Raw genomic sequence first — 16483 nt, forward strand, 5'->3', positions numbered from 1 at the left:
CCTGTGGACGTTTCCCCTACTAGCGCGCCTTCGCTCGCTTCGGCCCGTCCGGAGCGACCCCGTTTCGCCTCCTGTTCAGGAACCACCTCATGCTGAAGAGCACCACGGCTGCCTTGAAGCCGTCCGAGGTCACGAGAAAGTGGATCCACATCGACGCTGAAGGCGTCGTCGTGGGCCGTCTCGCGACCTTCATCGCCATGCGCCTGCGTGGCAAGCACCTGCCGACCTACACCCCCCACGTGGACTCGGGCGACTATGTCGTCGTGACCAACGTCGACAAGGTCGTGTTCACCGGCAAGAAGCTGACCGACAAGGTCTACTATCGCCACACCGGCCACCCGGGCGGCGTCAAGTCGACGACCCCGCAGAAGGTCCTGAACGGCCGCTTCCCCGAGCGCGTGCTCGAGAAGGCCGTTGAGCGCATGATGCCCAAGGAAAGCCCGCTGGCGCGTGGTCAGATGACCCACCTGCGCCTGTTCGCCGGCTCCGCTCACGAGCACGACGCCCAGCAGCCCGAGACCATCGACTTCGCCGGCCGTTCGGCCAAGAACACCCGGAGCATCTGAGCATGACCGACGTCACTGAAGACACGGCTGGCCAAGAAAAGATGGGCGGCTTCGACGCCCTGAAGGGTCTCGCAACCTCGGACAACGGCTACGACAACTCGGCTCCGGTCTATGTCCGCAAGGTCGACGCCCAGGGCCGCGCCTATTCGACCGGCAAGCGCAAGAACGCCATCGCCCGCGTCTGGGTCATGCCCGGCACCGGCCAGTTCACCGTCAACGGCAAGGACCAGCTGCAGTATTTCGCCCGCGAAATCCTGCGCATGATGATCGCCCAGCCGCTGGTCGTCTGCGGTCGCGAGACCGAGTTCGACGTCGTCTGCACGGTCGAGGGTTCGGGCCTGTCCGGCCAGGCCGGCGCCATCCGCCACGGCCTGTCGCACGCCCTGACCCACTATGAGCCGGCCCTGCGCCCGGTCCTGAAGCCGCACGGCTTCCTGACCCGCGACAGCCGCGTCGTCGAGCGCAAGAAATACGGCCGCGCCAAGGCCCGCCGTTCGTTCCAGTTCTCGAAGCGCTAGGCCGCTTCACTACGCTATGGATTGGGGCGCTTCGGGACACCGGAGCGCCCTTTTTCTTTGCGCCATTCGGGTGACACCGCCTTTTTTGCCGTACGATTGTAAGGTCGGTCCGGCAGCGGCGTCTAACTGATGGAATGACCCCGCACGACGAACGATTCAAAAGCTGGATGAAGGATCACCTTGCGGTGCTCCACCGGGTCAGTCGCGCCTTCGCTGAACCGGCCGATCAACACGATCTCCTGCAAGAGCTCATGATAACCGTGTGGAAAGCTGCGCCGTCGTTCCGCGGCGACAGCGCGCCCGCAACCTTCATTTACCGGGTCGCCCACAACCGCGCCATCAGCTGGCGACGTCGTGAGTTCGGACGGATCCGCGGCGCGGCCTCCATTGAGCAGGACTGGCCGTTGTTGAACGTCGGATCAGAAGGTGCCGACGATGCCGTAGTGCTGGATCGACTTTATGCGGTCATCCGGATGCTGGGCACTCTGGATCGCTCTCTCGTCCTGCTCTCGCTGGAGGGCGCAAGCTACCGCGACATGTCTCGCCTGCATGGGCTTTCAGAAACAAACGTCGGCGTGCGGCTGAACCGCGCGCGGGCATGGATCGCGGCCCAGATGGAGGCGTACGGCGATGGACTTTGACCGGCTGGAGCGCGTCTGGCGCTCGAATGCAAATTCACCGAACGCGGCTTCGGCCGCTCAACTGATGGAGGAAGCCATGGATGCCCTGAAGCGCAAGCGGCGGGATTTCGAAATGTTCACCGGGCTGATTGGAGTGGCGCTGTTCATCTGGACGGCGAAGGTGATCTGGGACGGGGTGACCGGCCAGTTTCCCTTTGATCCGGGCGTGGAATGGGGCCTTTTCCTGCTGCTCGCCTTGCCCTGGATCGCACTCTTCACCGTCCGGCGCGCGTACAATAAACATCTGCATGCATATCCAGACCCGTATGCGTCCGCGCCGGATACCCTGCGTGCCTTGATGGATGAAAACGACACCGCGCGTCAGCGAGTATGGCTGATCGGCTTGTTCATGGGAGCCATGGTCGGCGGCGTCGCCCTGGTGCTGTGGCAGTTGCTTGGGGTGGGCAAGATGTCCTCTCAGGACGTGATGCAAGGCTCGGTGCTGTTCGGCGGGCTCCTTGTAGTGGTCGGGATCGGGACGGCGGCCGACTATGCCTTCAGGCTGAGGCCGGAAGGTCGGCGACTGCGACAACTCCTTCGTGAGTATGACGAGCAGTAGCCGTTTCCGCGCCGCGCCCCTCCGACCTTTTCATGCGCCGGCAGGGGGCTTAGGACGGTGGCATGCATACCCTCTTCATCGACGGCGAGGCCGGGACCACGGGGCTGGAGATCCGTCAGCGGCTGGATGGCCGCGCGGACCTGGAGTTCATCTCCCTGACCGGCGACCGTCGCAAGGACCCGGCCGCGCGCGCCGGGGCGCTGAACGCCGCCGACGCTGTGATCCTGTGCCTGCCGGACGAGGCGGCGAAAGAAGCGGTGGCCATGATCGAGAACCCGGACGTGCGGGTCATCGACGCGTCCACCGCCTTCCGCACCGCCACCGGCTGGACCTATGGCTTCGCCGAGATGGATGCGGTCCAGCGCGGCGAGATCATCGGCTCGCGCCGGGTCTCGAACCCCGGCTGCTATCCCACCGGCTTCATCGGCCTGATGCGGCCACTGGTGAAGGCCGGGCTGGTGCCCGCCGACTGGCCGGTGACGGTCAACGCCGTCAGTGGCTACTCCGGGGGAGGGAAGTCCATGATTGCCGAATTTGAACAAGACGGCGGCGCGCCGGCCCATCGCGCCTATGGCCTGTCGCTCCAGCACAAACATGTGCCGGAGATGACCAAACACTCGGGCCTGAAGCACGACGTCCTGTTCACGCCCGCCGTCGGTGCCTTTCGCCAGGGCATGCTGGTCGAGGTCCCGCTGCAACTCGCGGCCCTGCCGGAGACGCCGTCGATCGACCGTCTGCACGGTGCCCTGGTCGAGGCCTATGACGGCTGCCGCTTCGTCGAGGTGGCGGGGCTGGACGAGACCGCAGCCATGACCGGTCTGGATCCCGAGGGGTTGAATACCAGCAACAGCATGCGTCTGCACGTGTTCGGGAACCGGGATGGATCGCAGGCGCGTCTGGTCGCCCTGCTGGACAACCTCGGCAAGGGTGCGTCGGGCGCGGCAGTGCAGAACCTGAACCTGATGCTGGGTCTGGACGAGGCGACGGGGCTTACTTGATCCGAGCATCCCCGCGAAGGCGGGGACCCAGACTTTCGCCTCGCCACCGGCTTCGCGATTGTCCGATGGTTGGTTCAGCCAGCGTTCGCACGGTTCAAACCTGGGTCCCCGCCTTCGCGGGGATGCTCGGGGTTTTCAGGCTGGATACTTGAAACCCTCTACGTCTTCACGACGTATGTAACACCATGACCCATGCCCTCACGACCTCCCGCCGGACCCTGTTGCTCGGTGCCGCCGCGACCGCCCTGGCGTCCTGCACCTCGGGCGAGGCCGATGCCTCGGTGGCGCAGTACGCCAACTCGCCGTTACGCCGGGTGACCGACGCCCAATGGCGCCAGCGCCTGCCGGGCCTCAGCTATGATGTCCTGCGTCACGAGGCGACCGAGCGGCCGTTCACCAGCCCGCTGAATGACGAACACCGCGCGGGGACCTTCGTCTGCCGGGGCTGCGATCTGCCGTTGTTTGCGTCGCGGACCAAGTTTGACAGCGGCACCGGCTGGCCGAGCTTCTACGACTACATCCCGGGCTCGCTGGGCATGAAGCAGGATTTCGCCATCGGCATTCCCCGCACCGAATACCATTGCGCCCGTTGCCTGGGGCATCAGGGCCATGTGTTCGACGACGGTCCGCGTCCGACCGGCAAACGCTACTGCAACAACGGCGTCGCCCTGACCTTCCGCCCGGCATGAACCTTGGTTAGCTTGGCTGCCTGACTCAAGGAGGGCGGAATGCTGGAATGGGTGTTGGCGGGTGCCATCGGGGTAGCGCAGCCGCGACAGGAACTCCCGGATCTGGAAGTGCTCAAGACTTGCGTCGCCCATGTTCTGGCCGTCGATACGGCGGTCGAGGAGGGACATTGGGCGTCCGTCCCCGGAGCAGAGCTGCCCCGGCCCGGGTCCTGGTGGCGGACAAGCAGTTTCATTCTGTTATTTGACGCCCTCGCCAAGGCGGCTGAGCGGGAGGGGGTCGACGTGGCCAGCCTCAGGCTCGGTATCGAGGCGAAGGCGGCGGCGGCCCCCCTGGCGCAGTCGGCCGAGGACGTCGCCATGGCGTTGAAGCGCGAGAGCGACTGTTTCCGCCTGCTGGACGTCGAGGAGCCAGAGGACTAGGCGCGTCGTGCCTTGAGCGCAGACTCGGCCGTCACCCCGAACCAGACGGCGGCGATGATGACCAGCAGGCCATAGTCGATGCCGGGCCAGAAGACCGGCACGGCGGCGCACAGGATCACCACCATCGGGAACAGGCCCGCCCAGGCAGCCGTGCCGGGGCTGTCGGAATGGATCATCGGCGGTCGGGCCGGGCTCTTCATGGTCCGCATCAGGATGGGGTTCAGCAGCACGAAGCCGCCCGAACAGATCACGGCCAGAAGCAGGTTCCGAAGCAGCGCGCCCGCGCCATAGACGCTGGCCGTCAGGGTGACGAGCAGCAGGGCGATGCCGGTGGTGAGCGCGAGCAGCAAGTTCGGCTCCAGACGCTTCAACTCTTCACCTTCACATAGGATCCCGGCGCGGGTTCGATCGGCGCAAGCGGGCCGGTCTTCGGATCGCGGGCGGGGATCCAGTCGCCGGATTTCCCATGCAGCCACTCGGCCCAGTGGTTCCACCAACTGCCCGGATGCTCGACCGCCGCGGCCTGCCATTCGGCGAGCGAGCCGGGCAGGGCGTCGTTGGTCCAGTGCTGGTATTTGTTGGCGCTCGGCGGATTGATGACCCCGGCGATATGGCCGGAACCCGCGAGGGTGAGGGTGACTGCGGCGTTCGAGAAGGCCCTGGCCGAGCGATAGACCGAGTTCATCGGCGCGATATGGTCCTCGCGACTGGCCTGGAAGTAGAGCGGGATCGTCACCTTCGACAGATCGACCTTGATCCCGCCGATCTCGAACTCGCCGCGTGACAGCTTGTTCTGGCCGTACATGGAGCGGAGGTAGTCCATGTGCAGCTTCTTCGGCATGCGGGTCTGGTCGGCGTTCCAGAACAGCAGGTCGAAGGCCGCGGGCGACTTGCCCATCAGATAGTTGGACACGAAGAACGACCAGATCAGGTCGTTGGCGCGCAGGGCGTTGAACGTCTCGGCCATGGCCGCGCCGGGCAGGACGCCGCCCGCCGCGTCCATCTGCTGCTCGACCTCGTTCAGCCAGTGTTCGTCGGTGAACAGCAGCAGGTCGCCGGCTTCCGCGAAATCATGCTGGGCGGCGAAGAAGGTGGTGGCGGCGACGCGGCGGTCTTTTTTTGCGGCCATATGGGCCAGGGCCGCCCCCATCAGGGTCCCGCCGATACAGTAGCCGACGGTGTTCACCGTCTCCGATCCCGTCTGCTCCAGCGTCTTCTCGACCGCGCGATAGATACCCTTGTCCAGATATTCGTCGAAGCCGAACCCGGCCTTGTCCTTGTCCGGGTTGACCCAGGAGCAGACGAAGACGGTGAAGCCCTGGGCCGACAGCCAGCGGATCAGCGAGTTCTCCGGCTGCAGGTCCATGATGTAGAATTTGTTGATCCACGGCGGGAAGATCAGCAGCGGGACGGCGTGCTGTTTCTCCGTCGCTGCGTCGAACTGGATCAGCTCGAACAGTTCGTCGCGCCAGACGACCTGACCCGGCGCGGTGGCGACGTTCTCGCCGACGACGAACTTGCCGTAGTCGGCCTGGCTGATCTTCAGCTTGCCCATGCCGCGCTCGAGGTCGGCGGCGAAATTCTGCATCCCCTTCACCAGCGATTCGCCGTTGGTGTCGGCCATGGCTTTCAGCGCGGCGGGGTTGGAAGCGAGGAAATTCGACGGCGAGAAGGCGTCGGTCAGCAGTTTGGTGAAGAATTCGGCCCGCCGCTTGGTGCGCGGATCGACGTCCTCGACCGACGAGACCAGCCCGTTCATCCAGTCCGAGGTGACCAGATAGGATTGGCGCATGACGTCGAACATCGGGTTCTCGGACCAGGCAGGGTCCTTGAACCGCTTGTCTTTGGACGGGGCCGGAGGCTCCTCACCCGAGACCCGACGGGTCGTCGACGCCCACAGGTCCATGTAGCGGTTGAACAGGTCGGCCTGGGCGGCGAACAGTTTGTCGGGACGCGAGGCGAGGCTGGTCATCACCGAGTTCATCGCCGGGCCGACGTTGAACGGATCAGGCGACAGGGCGGTGGGACGATCAGCCTGCGACAGGGCGGCCTCGGCGATCGCGGACTGGGCCGTCATCGCCGCCCTGGCCAGGTTCAGCGACAGGGCCTCCAGCATCTGGCGCTGGTCGGCGCCCGGGAAGGCGAAGGGGTTGTCGGCGGCAGGCGGGATCGCCCCGGGCGAGGGCGCGGCGGGCGTCGGCTCCGCCGCGGGTGGGGCTTCCGCCTTTGTCGCCGGCTTCTTCGCACGCGGCGCACGCGGCTTTGCAGAGGTCGGGCGCCCGGACTTGCGGGGGGCCTTGGCAGCCGCCAGCGGTTCGGGCGGTTTCGTCGGTGTCTTGGCCATGAGGTCCTCCGCGCGGTCCCGTTATGACGCCGGACGTATGCTCCGCCCTTCCGCCTGTCATGATCATGGCTTAGACCGGACCCGAAATGAACGCGCATCAGGCGAAAAAGATATTCGGCGGTCTGGCGATCCCCGTGGCCGCCGTGGCGCTGAGCGGATGCGCCGGCGCGTTCAACCCCGAGACCGACACCGCATCGCCGATTGCGCCCCGGGTGCAGGCCCTGGTGGACGCCAATCGCACCTATCCTCGCTGGGAGGATTTCCCGCGCTCGAGCGAGCTCCTGCCGGAGCCGGTCGAGGTGGCGTCGCGGGTGAACACTCTGCTGGGCAACGGCACGGATCTGGCCGCCGAGGCCGCGCGCATCGACTGGCAGACGGGCGACCCGGTCGCCTTCGCCGCCGAGGTCAACAGCCGTATCGACGCCCGGGCCATCGCCCCCGTCACGGCCGAGACCCAGGCCGAGGTCGAGGCCTTCGCCGCCCGCACGCGCCAGCGTGGCGCAGCCCCGCCGCCCGTTGATCGGGGCCCGGCGCCCCGCTGATTTCGTCCCTATCGCCCGGTCGAGAGAATCCGGGGATCATCTCTCCTCAGGAGTCTTTCGACATGGCTGACACGGCCCCCTTCGCCTCGACCCTCGCTGCCGACGCCGCCATGGTCACGGAACTGGCCGCGATCGCGTCCTGGGCCCAGATCGGCCGGGGCGACGAGAAGCACGCCGACCAGCTGGCGGTCGACGCCATGCGCACGGCGCTCAACAGCCTCGACATCGACGGCAAGATCGTCATCGGCGAGGGCGAGCGCGATGAGGCCCCGATGCTCTACATCGGCGAGAAGGTCGGAACCGGCAAAGGCCCGGCCATCGACATTGCGCTGGACCCGCTGGAAGGCACCACCCTGACGGCCAAGGCGATGGCCAACGCCCTGACGGTGCTGTCGATGTCAGCGGGTGGCGGCATGCTGCATGCGCCTGACACCTATATGGACAAGATCGCCATCGGGCCGGGCTATGCGCCGGGCACCGTCGATCTGGACATGAAGCCGGGCGACAACGTCCGTTCGCTGGCCTCGGCCAAGGGCGTGCGGCCCGAAGACATCACCGTCTGCGTCATGGATCGTCCGCGCCACGAAGCCCTGATCGCCGCCCTGCGCGAGGTCGGTGCCCGCGTCATGCTGATCACTGACGGTGACGTCGCCGGCGTGATCCACACGGCCGAGCCGGAGACCGGTATCGACCTTTATCTGGGTTCGGGCGGGGCGCCGGAGGGCGTTCTGGCGGCCTCTGCGCTGAAATGCGTGGGCGGGCACTTCCAGGGCCGTCTGCTGTTCCGCAATGACGACGAGCGCGCCCGCGCCCAGCGCACCGGCGTCACCGACTTTGATCGCAAATACGACCTGCACGAACTGGTGTCGAAGGACGCAGTCTTCGCCGCCACGGGCGTGACCAAGGGTGCCATGCTGGACGGCGTCCAGATGGGCAATGGCTTCGTCACCACCCATACGCTGGTGATGGACTCCTCGACCCGCACCGTGCGGCGCATCCGCACCACGCGTCCCCTCTGATGGCCGACGGAGCCCCGGCCACCGGCCCTCTTCAGGAAGGATGGGCACCGGGGTTCCTTGACGTTTCGCGCTCGCTGTCGGGCCGCGCCTGGCGGCAAAGACCGGCCGAGGCTTCGGTCATCCGCGCCCATATTCAGGGACTGGGCCTGACCGAGCCGCTGGCGCGGGCGCTGGCGGCGCGCGGCGTGGCAGCAGACCAGGGCGCAGACTTCCTCGAGCCGACGCTGAAGCGGCTGTTTCCCGACCCCTCGTCCTTCATGGACATGGACGCTGCGGCTGAGGCCATCGTTTCGGCCATGCAGGGGGGCGAGAGCCTCCACGTCTTTGCCGACTACGACGTCGACGGCGCATCGAGCGCGGCCCTGCTGGTGCGCTGGTTCCGATCGTTAGGGGCGGACCTGCCCATCTATGTGCCTGACCGCCTGACCGAGGGCTATGGCCCCAGCCCGCTGGCGTTCGACCGGCTGAAGGCCTCGGGCGCGGATCTGGTCATCACCGTGGACTGCGGCGCGGCGGCCAACGAAGCCATCGCCCATGCCTGCGGGATCGGGCTGAAGGTCGTGGTCATCGACCACCACATGATGCGGGAGGAACCGCCGCAGTGTCTGGCGGTCGTCAATCCCAACCGGCCCGGCGACACGTCGGGTCAGGGCAATCTGGCGGCGGCCGGCGTGGTCTTCGTCCTGCTGGCCGCCCTGAACCGCGAGGCGCGCAGGCGCGGCCTGTTCGCCGACCGGGCCGAACCCGACATCCGCCAGTGGCTCGATCTCGCCGCCCTGGGTGCCATCTGCGACGTCACCGGCCTGACGGGGTTCAACCGGGCCCTGACCAGCCTCGGCCTGAAGGTCATGTCCCACTGGAGCAATCCGGGGCTGAAGGCCCTGCTGGCCGTCGCCGGCGCCGAGCCCGGCCCGGCCAAATCGAATCATGCCGGCTTCATCCTCGGACCCCGCATCAATGCCGGCGGCCGGATCGGCCGGGCGGATCTCGGCGCCCGCCTGCTGTCCACCGATGATCCGCTGGAAGCAAAGGCCCTGGCCGAAGAACTGGATGCCCTCAACATCGCCCGCCGCGAGGTCGAGCGCGAAGTCACCGAAACCGCCACCCGCCGCGTCGAGGCGACCGGCCAACATGCGGATGGGTCCGCCGTCGTGGTCGTCTCCGGCGAGGACTGGCACCCCGGTGTTGTGGGCATCGTCGCCGGCCGGTTACGCGAGCGCTGGAGAAAGCCCGTCATCGTCATCGGCGTGGATGCCGTCGGCAAGGTCGGCAAGGGCTCGGGCCGATCACAGCCCGGCATGAACCTGGGCCGGGCGGTCCAGACAGCCTGGCGCGAAGGTCTGCTGCTGGCCGGGGGAGGGCACGCCATGGCGGCCGGCCTGACCGTGCGCCCCGACGGCATCGACGCCCTGAGGGATTTCCTCAACGCGGCCATGGCCGGTGAGCAGGGCGATGCGGAAGCCCTGGACCGGGTCGAGGTCGACGCCCTGATCGAGCCCGGCGCGGCGTCTCGCGCCCTGTTCGAGGATTTCGAACGGCTCGCCCCCTTCGGTCCGGCCAACCCTGAGCCCCTGTTCGCCCTTCATGGCGTCCAGGCCCGCGAGCCGGTCCAGATGAACGGCGGCCATGTGCGTTGCCGCCTCGTCGGCGCCGACGGAGCTTCGGTGAAGGCCATCGCCTGGCGATGCGCTGACCTGCCGACCGGCCGCGCTCTGTTGGCGGGGCAGGGCGGTCTCAGCGTCGTGGGTCGTCTGAAGGCGGACGACTGGAACGGCCGCAAGGGTGTGCAGTTCGAGATCGAGGACGTCGCCGATCCGCGGATGGCCGCCCGATAGATCGGGCTCGTCCCCGGGTCGGCGTCGCTTCGCTCCTGGCCCGAGGATGACGATGTCATAAGGTGCTTGCGCCCCCCGAGAGGGTTGGCTATATCGCCGCTTCCCCGCGCAGCGGTCCCTTCGTCTATCGGTTAGGACGTCAGGTTTTCAACCTGAAAAGAGGGGTTCGACTCCCCTAGGGACTGCCACGCGGGGCTTTCCACTCATCGTAATTCGCAGACCGCAGTCGCCCCTGCGATGCCCAGGATCGTGCGTTCGGGGGCTGTCCCCGGCGCGCGCCAGCGCGCGTTCGAAGCACCGTCCCCATCCGACGCGGTTGAAACCGGCGTTTTTCGATTTTCCCGTGTTCACAGAACCGTGTTAAATGCGCTCGTTCGCAGGGAGTGTGCGGACGGGGGGCTTGAAGTGTCTGACTACGAGGAGCTGGACGCGCCGGACACGGTCCGGATCGCCGGCCGGGTAAAATGGTTCGATGCGGGCAAGGGCTACGGCTTCATCGTGCCCGATGACCCCGGTCAGACTGAGGCCAGGGATGTCCTGCTGCACATCAGCAGCCTGCGCGACGGCGGATGGGACTCCGCCGGCGAGGGCGCGGCCATCGAATGCGACTGCGCCCGACGCCCCAAGGGTTGGCAGGTTGTTCAGGTTCATGAGCTCGGCGAAGGAGAACCCGAGGTCCCCGTTCGAGGGTCTGGCTATGAGGGGCTGAGGGCCGATGCGCGGTCGATCCGCGAGCCGATCATTGCCGAGGCCTCCGGCGTGCTCGAGCCCGCGACAGTGAAATGGTTCAATCGCACCAAGGGCTACGGTTTCGTGGTGCGCGCAACCGATCCCGGGGATATCTTCGTCCACATCGAGACTCTGCGTCGCTGCGGACTGGACGATCTGGTCCCCGGCGAAACGGTCGCGGTGCGGTTCGCCGAAGGTCCCAAGGGACTGGTGGTCGCGGAAATCAGACCGGGCGACTGACTGGTCGCCCCGAAAGGGCGGTCATGCTGTCGAGACGTCTTCTCATTGTCGGGACCCTGGCCCTCGGCCTGGCCCTGTCCGCCTGCGCCCGATCCTCCGCGCCGGTCGATGAAGCAGGCAATCCGCTCGAGGAACTGAAGATCGTCACGACCTCGGGCGAGCATATGTTCTGGGTCGAGATCGCCGACGACGAGCCGGAACGGGCACGTGGCCTGATGTTCCGTCCGCCGCTCGCCGACGACCGCGGTATGCTGTTCGAATTCCCCGATTCCGCCGAACGATCCTTCTGGATGCGCAATACGCCCAGTTCGCTGGACATTCTTTACATCGACCCGACGGGGTCGATCGTTTCCATCGCTCACCACACCACGCCCTATTCGGAATCCCCGATCCCCTCGAACGGTGTTGCCAACGGGGTGCTGGAACTCCGGGCCGGCCGGGCGGAAGAGATCGGCGCCAAGGCCGGCGACAAGGTCGTTCACCCCTTCTTCCGCCCCTGAGGTCATTCTTGCGTTGCACCACGGCGCGGTTGCTGGCAGACCCCTCCGCCGGAGTGTAGCGCAGCCTGGTAGCGCATCTGGTTTGGGACCAGAGGGTCGGAGGTTCGAATCCTCTCACTCCGACCATTGTCTTGAGTGGCTACCGCTCGATACGCGGCGTCTCGCTACTTGAGCCAGGGGTATTGTTGGCGGCTACCGCTCGCGGCGCGGGCGCTCGCTGCTGGAGCCGCGGGATCTCCCGCTAGCCTGAGTTTCTGCCATGCTGGCCCGCATCTATCGCCCCGCAAAGACCGCCATGCAGTCGGGCAAGGCCAAGTCGAAGGACTGGCGGCTGGACTTCGAACCGGCGTCGGCGCGCACCATCGATCCGCTGATGGGCTGGACCAGTTCTTCCGACATGAACGGCCAGGTGCGGCTGACCTTCGAGACGAAAGAAGACGCCGTCGCCTATGCCGAGCGTCACGGCATCCCGTTCCGCCTGCAAGAGCCGCAGGAGCCGCCGGTGATTCTGAAGGCCTATGCTGACAACTTCGCCACCGCCCGCAAACAGCCCTGGACGCATTGAGCGGGCGGCTACCGCTGGCACCACGGGCGCTCGCGGCCTGAGCCGCATTCTTTTTGGCTATCGTTCAGGACGCGGTCCTTCGCTACTTGAGCCGCATTCTTTTTGGCTATCGCTCGCGGCGCGGTCGCTTGCTACTTGAGCCAGACGCGGCGCCCATAGCTCAACCGGATAGAGCACCCGCCTTCTAAGCGGGATGTTGCAGGTTCGAGTCCTGCTGGGCGCGCCATCTCCATCAGCAAGGGACATCCGCATGGCCGAAATCCGCAATCAGGTTCTCGAAGGCCGTCAGCTTCTCGACGGAAACACCTTCATCGACTGCGAATTCAGGAACGCCCAACTGGTCTTCAAGGGCGTGGAACAGCCCGGGTTCGCCAACTGCAAATTCACGCAGAGCCGGTTCGTGTTCGAGGACCATGCGGCGGTGACGGTGAACCTGTTGCGCGGCATGCTGCGGCCCGAGACCGGCATGCGATCGTTCGTCACCGGGATGATTCCCGAAATCGGCGCCTAGCCCAGGGCGGCCCGCCAGGCGGCCAGCCCGACCTCGAGATCGGCGATCAGTTCGGCCGGATCCTCCAGGCCCACATGGAGCCGCAGTAAAGGCCCCTCCAGCGTCGGGGGCATCTCCCGGAACGCCATCTGCGGCGTCTCGTATGTGATCAGGCTCTCGAACCCGCCCCAGGAATAGCCGAGGCCGAACAGGCTCAGGGAGTCGAGGAAGGCGTGGGCGGCCTCGTCGTCGCCCCCCATCATCACAACCCCGAACAGCGATGCGCCGCCGCTGAAGTCACGCGTCCACAGGACATGGCCCGGATCGTCGGGCAGGGCGGGGTGCAGCACGCGCGACACCTCCGGTCTCTGCGCCAGCCAGTCGGCCACCTGCCTCATCGACCGCGCCTGTTCCCCATAGCGAAGGGGCAGCGTCCTTAACCCACGCAGGGCCAGCCACGCGTCGTCCGGCGACACGCAGAGGCCGATGTCTTCGTGCGCCTCGGCGATGACCTTGATGATCTGGGCGTCGCTCGCGCAGACCGCGCCCAGCATCAGGTCCGAATGGCCGCCGGCGTATTTGGTCAGTGCCTGCACGCTGACATCGACGCCGTGGGCCAGAGGCTTGAACGCCAGTCCGGCGGCCCATGTGTTGTCCATGACGGTCAGGACCCGGCGCGCCCGGGCGGCGGCCGCCAGGGCGGGCACGTCGATCATCTCGAACGTCAGCGACCCCGGCGATTCGATCAGCACCACCCGGGTCCGCTCCGAAATCATCGCGGTGACCTCGTCCGCGGAGGCTTCGGGAGGGTGGAACCGGGCCGTGACGCCGCGCGCGGCCATGTGGCGGGTCAGGAAACGTCGGACGGGGCCATAGACGGCGTCCGTGGTCAGGATCTCGTCGCCCGGCCGCGTCAGGGCCATCAGCGGCAAGGTCACCGCAGCGAGCCCCGACGACGCCAGCCAGCACGCCTCCGCGCCCTCCAGATCGGCCACGGCCCGCCGCAGCGCGTCCTGCGAGGCCGTTCCGTCGATCCCGTAGAGCGGGCCCAGATGATGGTTTCGCATGTCGCCCACGGCGTCCGACAACATCGTGGAGGCGCGCTCGATCGGCGGATTGACCGGACGGCGTCCGTCGCCGCGCCGGGTCGCCGCCGCGATCAGCCGGGTGCGGTCGGAAAGCAGATCCATGGCGGCCTCGACGGGTTGCGGACGAGGCTCCAAAGGCCTCTAAAGCAGCGGGGGCGCAAGGGGTCACGACGGGAGAGTCGTGACGACAGCGAACGCGGGACAGACCATGGGCGGACCAACCACGGCTTTCTGGATGCGGATGGCGGGCCTCGCAGCCCTGACCCTGGCGGCCGCGTGCGGCGAGCGTGATCGTGAGGCCGAAGCCCCGGTCACGGAGGCGAGGACGGGCGAGATCCAGACCGCGACCGCGCCGGTCGAAAGCGCGACCCTGACTGCGATCAAGCGGCGCGGACGGCTGAACTGCGGCGTCAACCAGGGTCTGGTCGGCTTCGCCTACACCGACAATCGGGGAGAGTGGCGCGGCTTCGACGTGGACTTCTGCCGCGGACTGGCAGCGGCCATTTTCGGTAACCCCGATGCGGTCCGCTTCGTGCCCCTGACGGCCGAGAACCGGTTCCAGGCTCTCGCGGACGGTCGGATCGACGTCCTTTGGCGCAACACCTCCTGGACCATGGACCGGGACACCGGCGGCCAGCTCGCCTTCGCCGGGGTCAACTATTACGACGGCCAGGGCTTCCTGGTCCGCCGCTCCCTGGACCTGAACAGCGCGTCGGAGCTGAACGGCGCCCGGGTCTGTGTGCAGGCGGGTTCGACCAGCGCCCTCAACGCCGAGGACTATTTCCGTAGCCGGGGGATCGACTATCGCGCCGTGGTCCTGCCGACCGAAGAGGCCGCGCGTCAGGCCTACAGCCGTGAGACCTGCGACGCCTTCAGCGCCGATGTCTCCGCCCTCGCTGCCGCCCGCACCACCCTGGCCGACCCGCAGCAGCACGTCGTCCTGTCTGACGTAATCTCCAAGGAGCCGCTTGGGCCCGTCACCAGGCGCGGCGACGAGCAATGGACCGCCGTGGTCCGCTGGACCCTCAACGCCATCATCCTCGCCGAGGAATTCGGCGTGACCCAGGCCAATGTCGAGGACCGCGCCGAGAACGCCCGCGAGCCCCAGGTCCGCCGACTGCTGGGCGTGGAAGGCGACTTCGGCCCCCGTCTGGGGCTGTCGAAGACCTGGGCGGCCGATGCGGTTGAAGGCGTCGGCAACTACGGCGAGATCTTCGAGCGGAATCTCGGTTCGCAATCACCTCTCGACCTGGCCCGCGGGTTGAATGCACAATGGAGCGCTCGACCGGGCGGCCTGATCTACGGCCTTCCGGTGCGCTAGATTTCAAGGCCGTGCCCGGACTCTCGGGGCGGCGACCTTCGGGGGAAGAATGGACACGACGAAAAAGGGCGGGATTCCGCTTCACTGGCTGATGCTGATCGGCTTCGTGATCGGACTGGGCGCGGGGCTATACGTCAATCAGTACATCGGCCCGGACGTCGCCTGGGTCCAGTGGCTGACGTCAAACGTCACAGGGCCGGCGGGCCAGATCTTCCTGCGCCTGCTGTTCATGCTGGTGATCCCGCTGCTGTTCTCTGCTCTGGTCGTTGGCGTGGCCGAGATGGGCGACCTGAAGTCGCTGGGCCGGGCCGGGATCAAGACCCTGCTGCTGACGATCGTGGTTTCGACCATCGCCGTTATCATCGGTCTGGGCATGGTCAACTATTTCCGGCCCGGCGACGGCGTCGATCCGGCTCTGGCTCAGGCCTTGCTGGCCCAAGGCGCGGAAGGCGCCGCCGCCATCGTGGACAAGGCACCCGAAAGCGTCCAGTTCGGGACCTTCTTCCTGGACCTGATCCCGTCGAACGTCTTCACGGCGGCGTCGGAAAACCAGATCCTCCCGATCATGATCTTCGCCCTGCTGTTCGGCATCGGCCTGGTCATGGCCAAAAGCCCGAACACCGACAAGCTCCAGAACGTGATCGAGGGCATCCTCGAAGTCACGATGAAGCTCATCAATCTGGTCATCAAGCTGGCCCCGATCGCGATCGCCTGTCTGATGTTCAACCTGGCGGCCCTGTTCGGCTGGGACCTGCTGGTAAGGCTCGCGGCCTTCGTCGGTGTGGCTGTGGGGGCGATGGCGATCCACATGTTCGTGGTCTATCCCCTGGTCGTGCTGATCGGCGGAGGCATGAACCCGCTGAAGTTCTTCAAGGGCGTGCAGCGTCCGATGATTGTGGCCTTCTCGACCGCCTCGTCGAACGCCACCCTGCCGGTGTCGCTCAAGGCGGCAGAGGAGGAACTGAAGCTTCCGCGCAAGATCGCACGGTTCGTCCTGACCGTCGGGGCCACCGCCAACCAGAACGGCACAGCCCTGTTCGAGGGGGTCACGGTCCTGTTCCTGGCCCAGTTCTTCCAGATCGAGCTGTCGATCACCCAGCAGGTCGTGGTCATGCTGGTCTGCATCCTCGGCGGCGTTGGAACGGCGGGTGTACCTGCGGGCTCCCTGCCGGTGATCGCCATGATCCTCGTGATGGTCGGCGTGCCGGCCGAAGGCATCGGTCTTATCCTCGGCGTCGATCGCTTCCTCGACATGTGCCGGACCGTGCTGAACGTCACCGGTGACCTGGTTCTCGCGACGGTCGTGTCGCGCGGCGAGAAGGACGATCCGGTTTCGCCCGTGCCGGACGCGCCGCCGACTGTGGCGGCCGTCGCCTGATC

19 protein-coding genes and 3 tRNA genes are annotated in these 16483 nt (G+C 66.7%); 19 read left to right on the forward strand and 3 right to left on the reverse strand.

Going from position 1 to position 16483, the window contains the following annotated elements; all coding sequences use genetic code 11:
- Positions 1–89: 89 nt before the first annotated feature.
- The 7 genes from rplM (at position 90) to ACW18A_RS07210 (ending at position 4430) form a co-directional block, all read left to right on the forward strand.
- Entirely contained in the window at positions 90–566 is a 477-nt protein-coding gene (gene rplM / locus ACW18A_RS07180) for a 50S ribosomal protein L13 (RefSeq protein ID WP_492024095.1), read from the forward strand.
- A 41-nt stretch (positions 567–607) separates the two neighbouring features.
- Positions 608–1084, forward strand: coding sequence for a 30S ribosomal protein S9 (gene rpsI, locus ACW18A_RS07185; RefSeq protein ID WP_492024360.1), 477 nt, complete (start codon positions 608–610; stop codon positions 1082–1084).
- A gap of 134 nt (positions 1085–1218) precedes the next feature.
- Positions 1219–1725: an RNA polymerase sigma factor gene (locus ACW18A_RS07190; protein ID WP_492024096.1), complete on the forward strand. Its 507-nt coding sequence runs from the start codon at positions 1219–1221 to the stop codon at positions 1723–1725.
- On the forward strand, positions 1715–2323 hold the full coding sequence (locus ACW18A_RS07195; protein WP_492024097.1) for a hypothetical protein: 609 nt from the start codon (positions 1715–1717) through the stop codon (positions 2321–2323). Before ACW18A_RS07190 ends, ACW18A_RS07195 begins: the two co-directional genes overlap by 11 nt.
- A 62-nt stretch (positions 2324–2385) precedes the next feature.
- Positions 2386–3321 (forward strand): N-acetyl-gamma-glutamyl-phosphate reductase, encoded by a 936-nt coding sequence (argC, locus tag ACW18A_RS07200; protein WP_492024098.1) that lies wholly within the window; start codon positions 2386–2388, stop codon positions 3319–3321.
- 185 nt (positions 3322–3506) lie between these two features.
- The gene (gene msrB / locus ACW18A_RS07205; protein ID WP_492024099.1) at positions 3507–4010 is read left to right on the forward strand and encodes a peptide-methionine (R)-S-oxide reductase MsrB; all 504 of its coding nucleotides are present in this window, start codon (positions 3507–3509) and stop codon (positions 4008–4010) included.
- Between the two features lie 39 nt (positions 4011–4049).
- Entirely contained in the window at positions 4050–4430 is a 381-nt protein-coding gene (locus ACW18A_RS07210) for a hypothetical protein (RefSeq protein ID WP_492024100.1), read from the forward strand.
- On the opposite strand, the gene ACW18A_RS07215 is transcribed toward ACW18A_RS07210, so the two are convergent.
- Both ACW18A_RS07215 and phaC read right to left on the reverse strand, forming a co-directional pair.
- A complete protein-coding gene (locus tag ACW18A_RS07215; protein ID WP_492024101.1) occupies positions 4427–4780 on the reverse strand; it encodes a hypothetical protein in 354 nt (117 codons plus the stop codon). The genes ACW18A_RS07210 and ACW18A_RS07215 overlap by 4 nt on opposite strands.
- A gap of 17 nt (positions 4781–4797) precedes the next feature.
- Positions 4798–6774: a class I poly(R)-hydroxyalkanoic acid synthase gene (gene phaC, locus ACW18A_RS07220; RefSeq protein WP_492024102.1), complete on the reverse strand. Its 1977-nt coding sequence runs from the start codon at positions 6772–6774 to the stop codon at positions 4798–4800.
- 86 nt (positions 6775–6860) lie between these two features.
- Between phaC and ACW18A_RS07225 the strand changes: the two genes are divergently transcribed.
- The 10 genes from ACW18A_RS07225 (at position 6861) to ACW18A_RS07270 (ending at position 12715) form a co-directional block, all read left to right on the forward strand.
- Positions 6861–7316, forward strand: coding sequence for a hypothetical protein (locus tag ACW18A_RS07225; protein ID WP_492024103.1), 456 nt, complete (start codon positions 6861–6863; stop codon positions 7314–7316).
- A gap of 62 nt (positions 7317–7378) precedes the next feature.
- A complete protein-coding gene (glpX, locus tag ACW18A_RS07230; protein WP_492024104.1) occupies positions 7379–8335 on the forward strand; it encodes a class II fructose-bisphosphatase in 957 nt (318 codons plus the stop codon).
- Positions 8335–10170: a single-stranded-DNA-specific exonuclease RecJ gene (gene recJ, locus ACW18A_RS07235; RefSeq protein WP_492024105.1), complete on the forward strand. Its 1836-nt coding sequence runs from the start codon at positions 8335–8337 to the stop codon at positions 10168–10170. Before glpX ends, recJ begins: the two co-directional genes overlap by 1 nt.
- Before the next feature lie 113 nt (positions 10171–10283).
- A tRNA-Glu gene (locus ACW18A_RS07240) sits at positions 10284–10358 on the forward strand.
- A gap of 217 nt (positions 10359–10575) precedes the next feature.
- Complete coding sequence (locus tag ACW18A_RS07245; RefSeq protein WP_492024106.1) at positions 10576–11139, forward strand: cold-shock protein; 564 nt, start codon at positions 10576–10578, stop codon at positions 11137–11139.
- 23 nt (positions 11140–11162) lie between these two features.
- The gene (locus ACW18A_RS07250; RefSeq protein ID WP_492024107.1) at positions 11163–11639 is read left to right on the forward strand and encodes a DUF192 domain-containing protein; all 477 of its coding nucleotides are present in this window, start codon (positions 11163–11165) and stop codon (positions 11637–11639) included.
- A gap of 49 nt (positions 11640–11688) precedes the next feature.
- Positions 11689–11765 (forward strand) — tRNA-Pro (locus ACW18A_RS07255).
- 133 nt (positions 11766–11898) lie between these two features.
- Complete coding sequence (locus ACW18A_RS07260) at positions 11899–12204, forward strand: ETC complex I subunit (protein ID WP_492024108.1); 306 nt, start codon at positions 11899–11901, stop codon at positions 12202–12204.
- A 149-nt stretch (positions 12205–12353) separates the two neighbouring features.
- Positions 12354–12430, forward strand: a tRNA-Arg gene (locus tag ACW18A_RS07265).
- A 24-nt stretch (positions 12431–12454) separates the two neighbouring features.
- Positions 12455–12715 carry a hypothetical protein gene (locus ACW18A_RS07270; protein WP_492024109.1) on the forward strand — a complete coding sequence of 87 codons (261 nt, stop codon included), beginning with the start codon at positions 12455–12457 and terminating at the stop codon, positions 12713–12715.
- Here ACW18A_RS07270 and metC read toward each other — a convergent pair.
- Positions 12712–13884 carry a cystathionine beta-lyase gene (metC, locus tag ACW18A_RS07275; protein ID WP_492024110.1) on the reverse strand — a complete coding sequence of 391 codons (1173 nt, stop codon included), beginning with the start codon at positions 13882–13884 and terminating at the stop codon, positions 12712–12714. The genes ACW18A_RS07270 and metC overlap by 4 nt on opposite strands.
- Before the next feature lie 79 nt (positions 13885–13963).
- On the opposite strand from metC, the gene ACW18A_RS07280 reads away from it, so the two are divergent.
- Together ACW18A_RS07280 and ACW18A_RS07285 are read left to right on the forward strand one after the other, a co-directional pair.
- Positions 13964–15103 carry an amino acid ABC transporter substrate-binding protein gene (locus ACW18A_RS07280; RefSeq protein ID WP_492024111.1) on the forward strand — a complete coding sequence of 380 codons (1140 nt, stop codon included), beginning with the start codon at positions 13964–13966 and terminating at the stop codon, positions 15101–15103.
- A 49-nt stretch (positions 15104–15152) separates the two neighbouring features.
- Positions 15153–16481 carry a dicarboxylate/amino acid:cation symporter gene (locus ACW18A_RS07285; RefSeq protein WP_492024112.1) on the forward strand — a complete coding sequence of 443 codons (1329 nt, stop codon included), beginning with the start codon at positions 15153–15155 and terminating at the stop codon, positions 16479–16481.
- Positions 16482–16483: the final 2 nt, after the last annotated feature.

This window comes from Brevundimonas sp. AVps5 (assembly GCF_058681515.1).

Bases quoted from the DNA above. Each gene is read 5' to 3' on its own strand.
- rplM (WP_492024095.1), top strand. From the start codon at position 90: ATGCTGAAGAGCACCACGGCTGCCTTGAAGCCGTCCGAGGTCACGAGA.
- rpsI (WP_492024360.1), top strand. From the start codon at position 608: ATGGGCGGCTTCGACGCCCTGAAGGGTCTCGCAACCTCGGACAACGGC.
- ACW18A_RS07190 (WP_492024096.1), top strand. From the start codon at position 1,219: ATGACCCCGCACGACGAACGATTCAAAAGCTGGATGAAGGATCACCTT.
- ACW18A_RS07195 (WP_492024097.1), top strand. From the start codon at position 1,715: ATGGACTTTGACCGGCTGGAGCGCGTCTGGCGCTCGAATGCAAATTCA.
- argC (WP_492024098.1), top strand. From the start codon at position 2,386: ATGCATACCCTCTTCATCGACGGCGAGGCCGGGACCACGGGGCTGGAG.
- msrB (WP_492024099.1), top strand. From the start codon at position 3,507: ATGACCCATGCCCTCACGACCTCCCGCCGGACCCTGTTGCTCGGTGCC.
- ACW18A_RS07210 (WP_492024100.1), top strand. From the start codon at position 4,050: ATGCTGGAATGGGTGTTGGCGGGTGCCATCGGGGTAGCGCAGCCGCGA.
- phaC (WP_492024102.1), bottom strand. From the start codon at position 6,774: ATGGCCAAGACACCGACGAAACCGCCCGAACCGCTGGCGGCTGCCAAG.
- ACW18A_RS07225 (WP_492024103.1), top strand. From the start codon at position 6,861: ATGAACGCGCATCAGGCGAAAAAGATATTCGGCGGTCTGGCGATCCCC.
- glpX (WP_492024104.1), top strand. From the start codon at position 7,379: ATGGCTGACACGGCCCCCTTCGCCTCGACCCTCGCTGCCGACGCCGCC.
- recJ (WP_492024105.1), top strand. From the start codon at position 8,335: ATGGCCGACGGAGCCCCGGCCACCGGCCCTCTTCAGGAAGGATGGGCA.
- ACW18A_RS07250 (WP_492024107.1), top strand. From the start codon at position 11,163: ATGCTGTCGAGACGTCTTCTCATTGTCGGGACCCTGGCCCTCGGCCTG.
- ACW18A_RS07260 (WP_492024108.1), top strand. From the start codon at position 11,899: ATGCTGGCCCGCATCTATCGCCCCGCAAAGACCGCCATGCAGTCGGGC.
- ACW18A_RS07270 (WP_492024109.1), top strand. From the start codon at position 12,455: ATGGCCGAAATCCGCAATCAGGTTCTCGAAGGCCGTCAGCTTCTCGAC.
- metC (WP_492024110.1), bottom strand. From the start codon at position 13,884: ATGGATCTGCTTTCCGACCGCACCCGGCTGATCGCGGCGGCGACCCGG.
- ACW18A_RS07285 (WP_492024112.1), top strand. From the start codon at position 15,153: ATGGACACGACGAAAAAGGGCGGGATTCCGCTTCACTGGCTGATGCTG.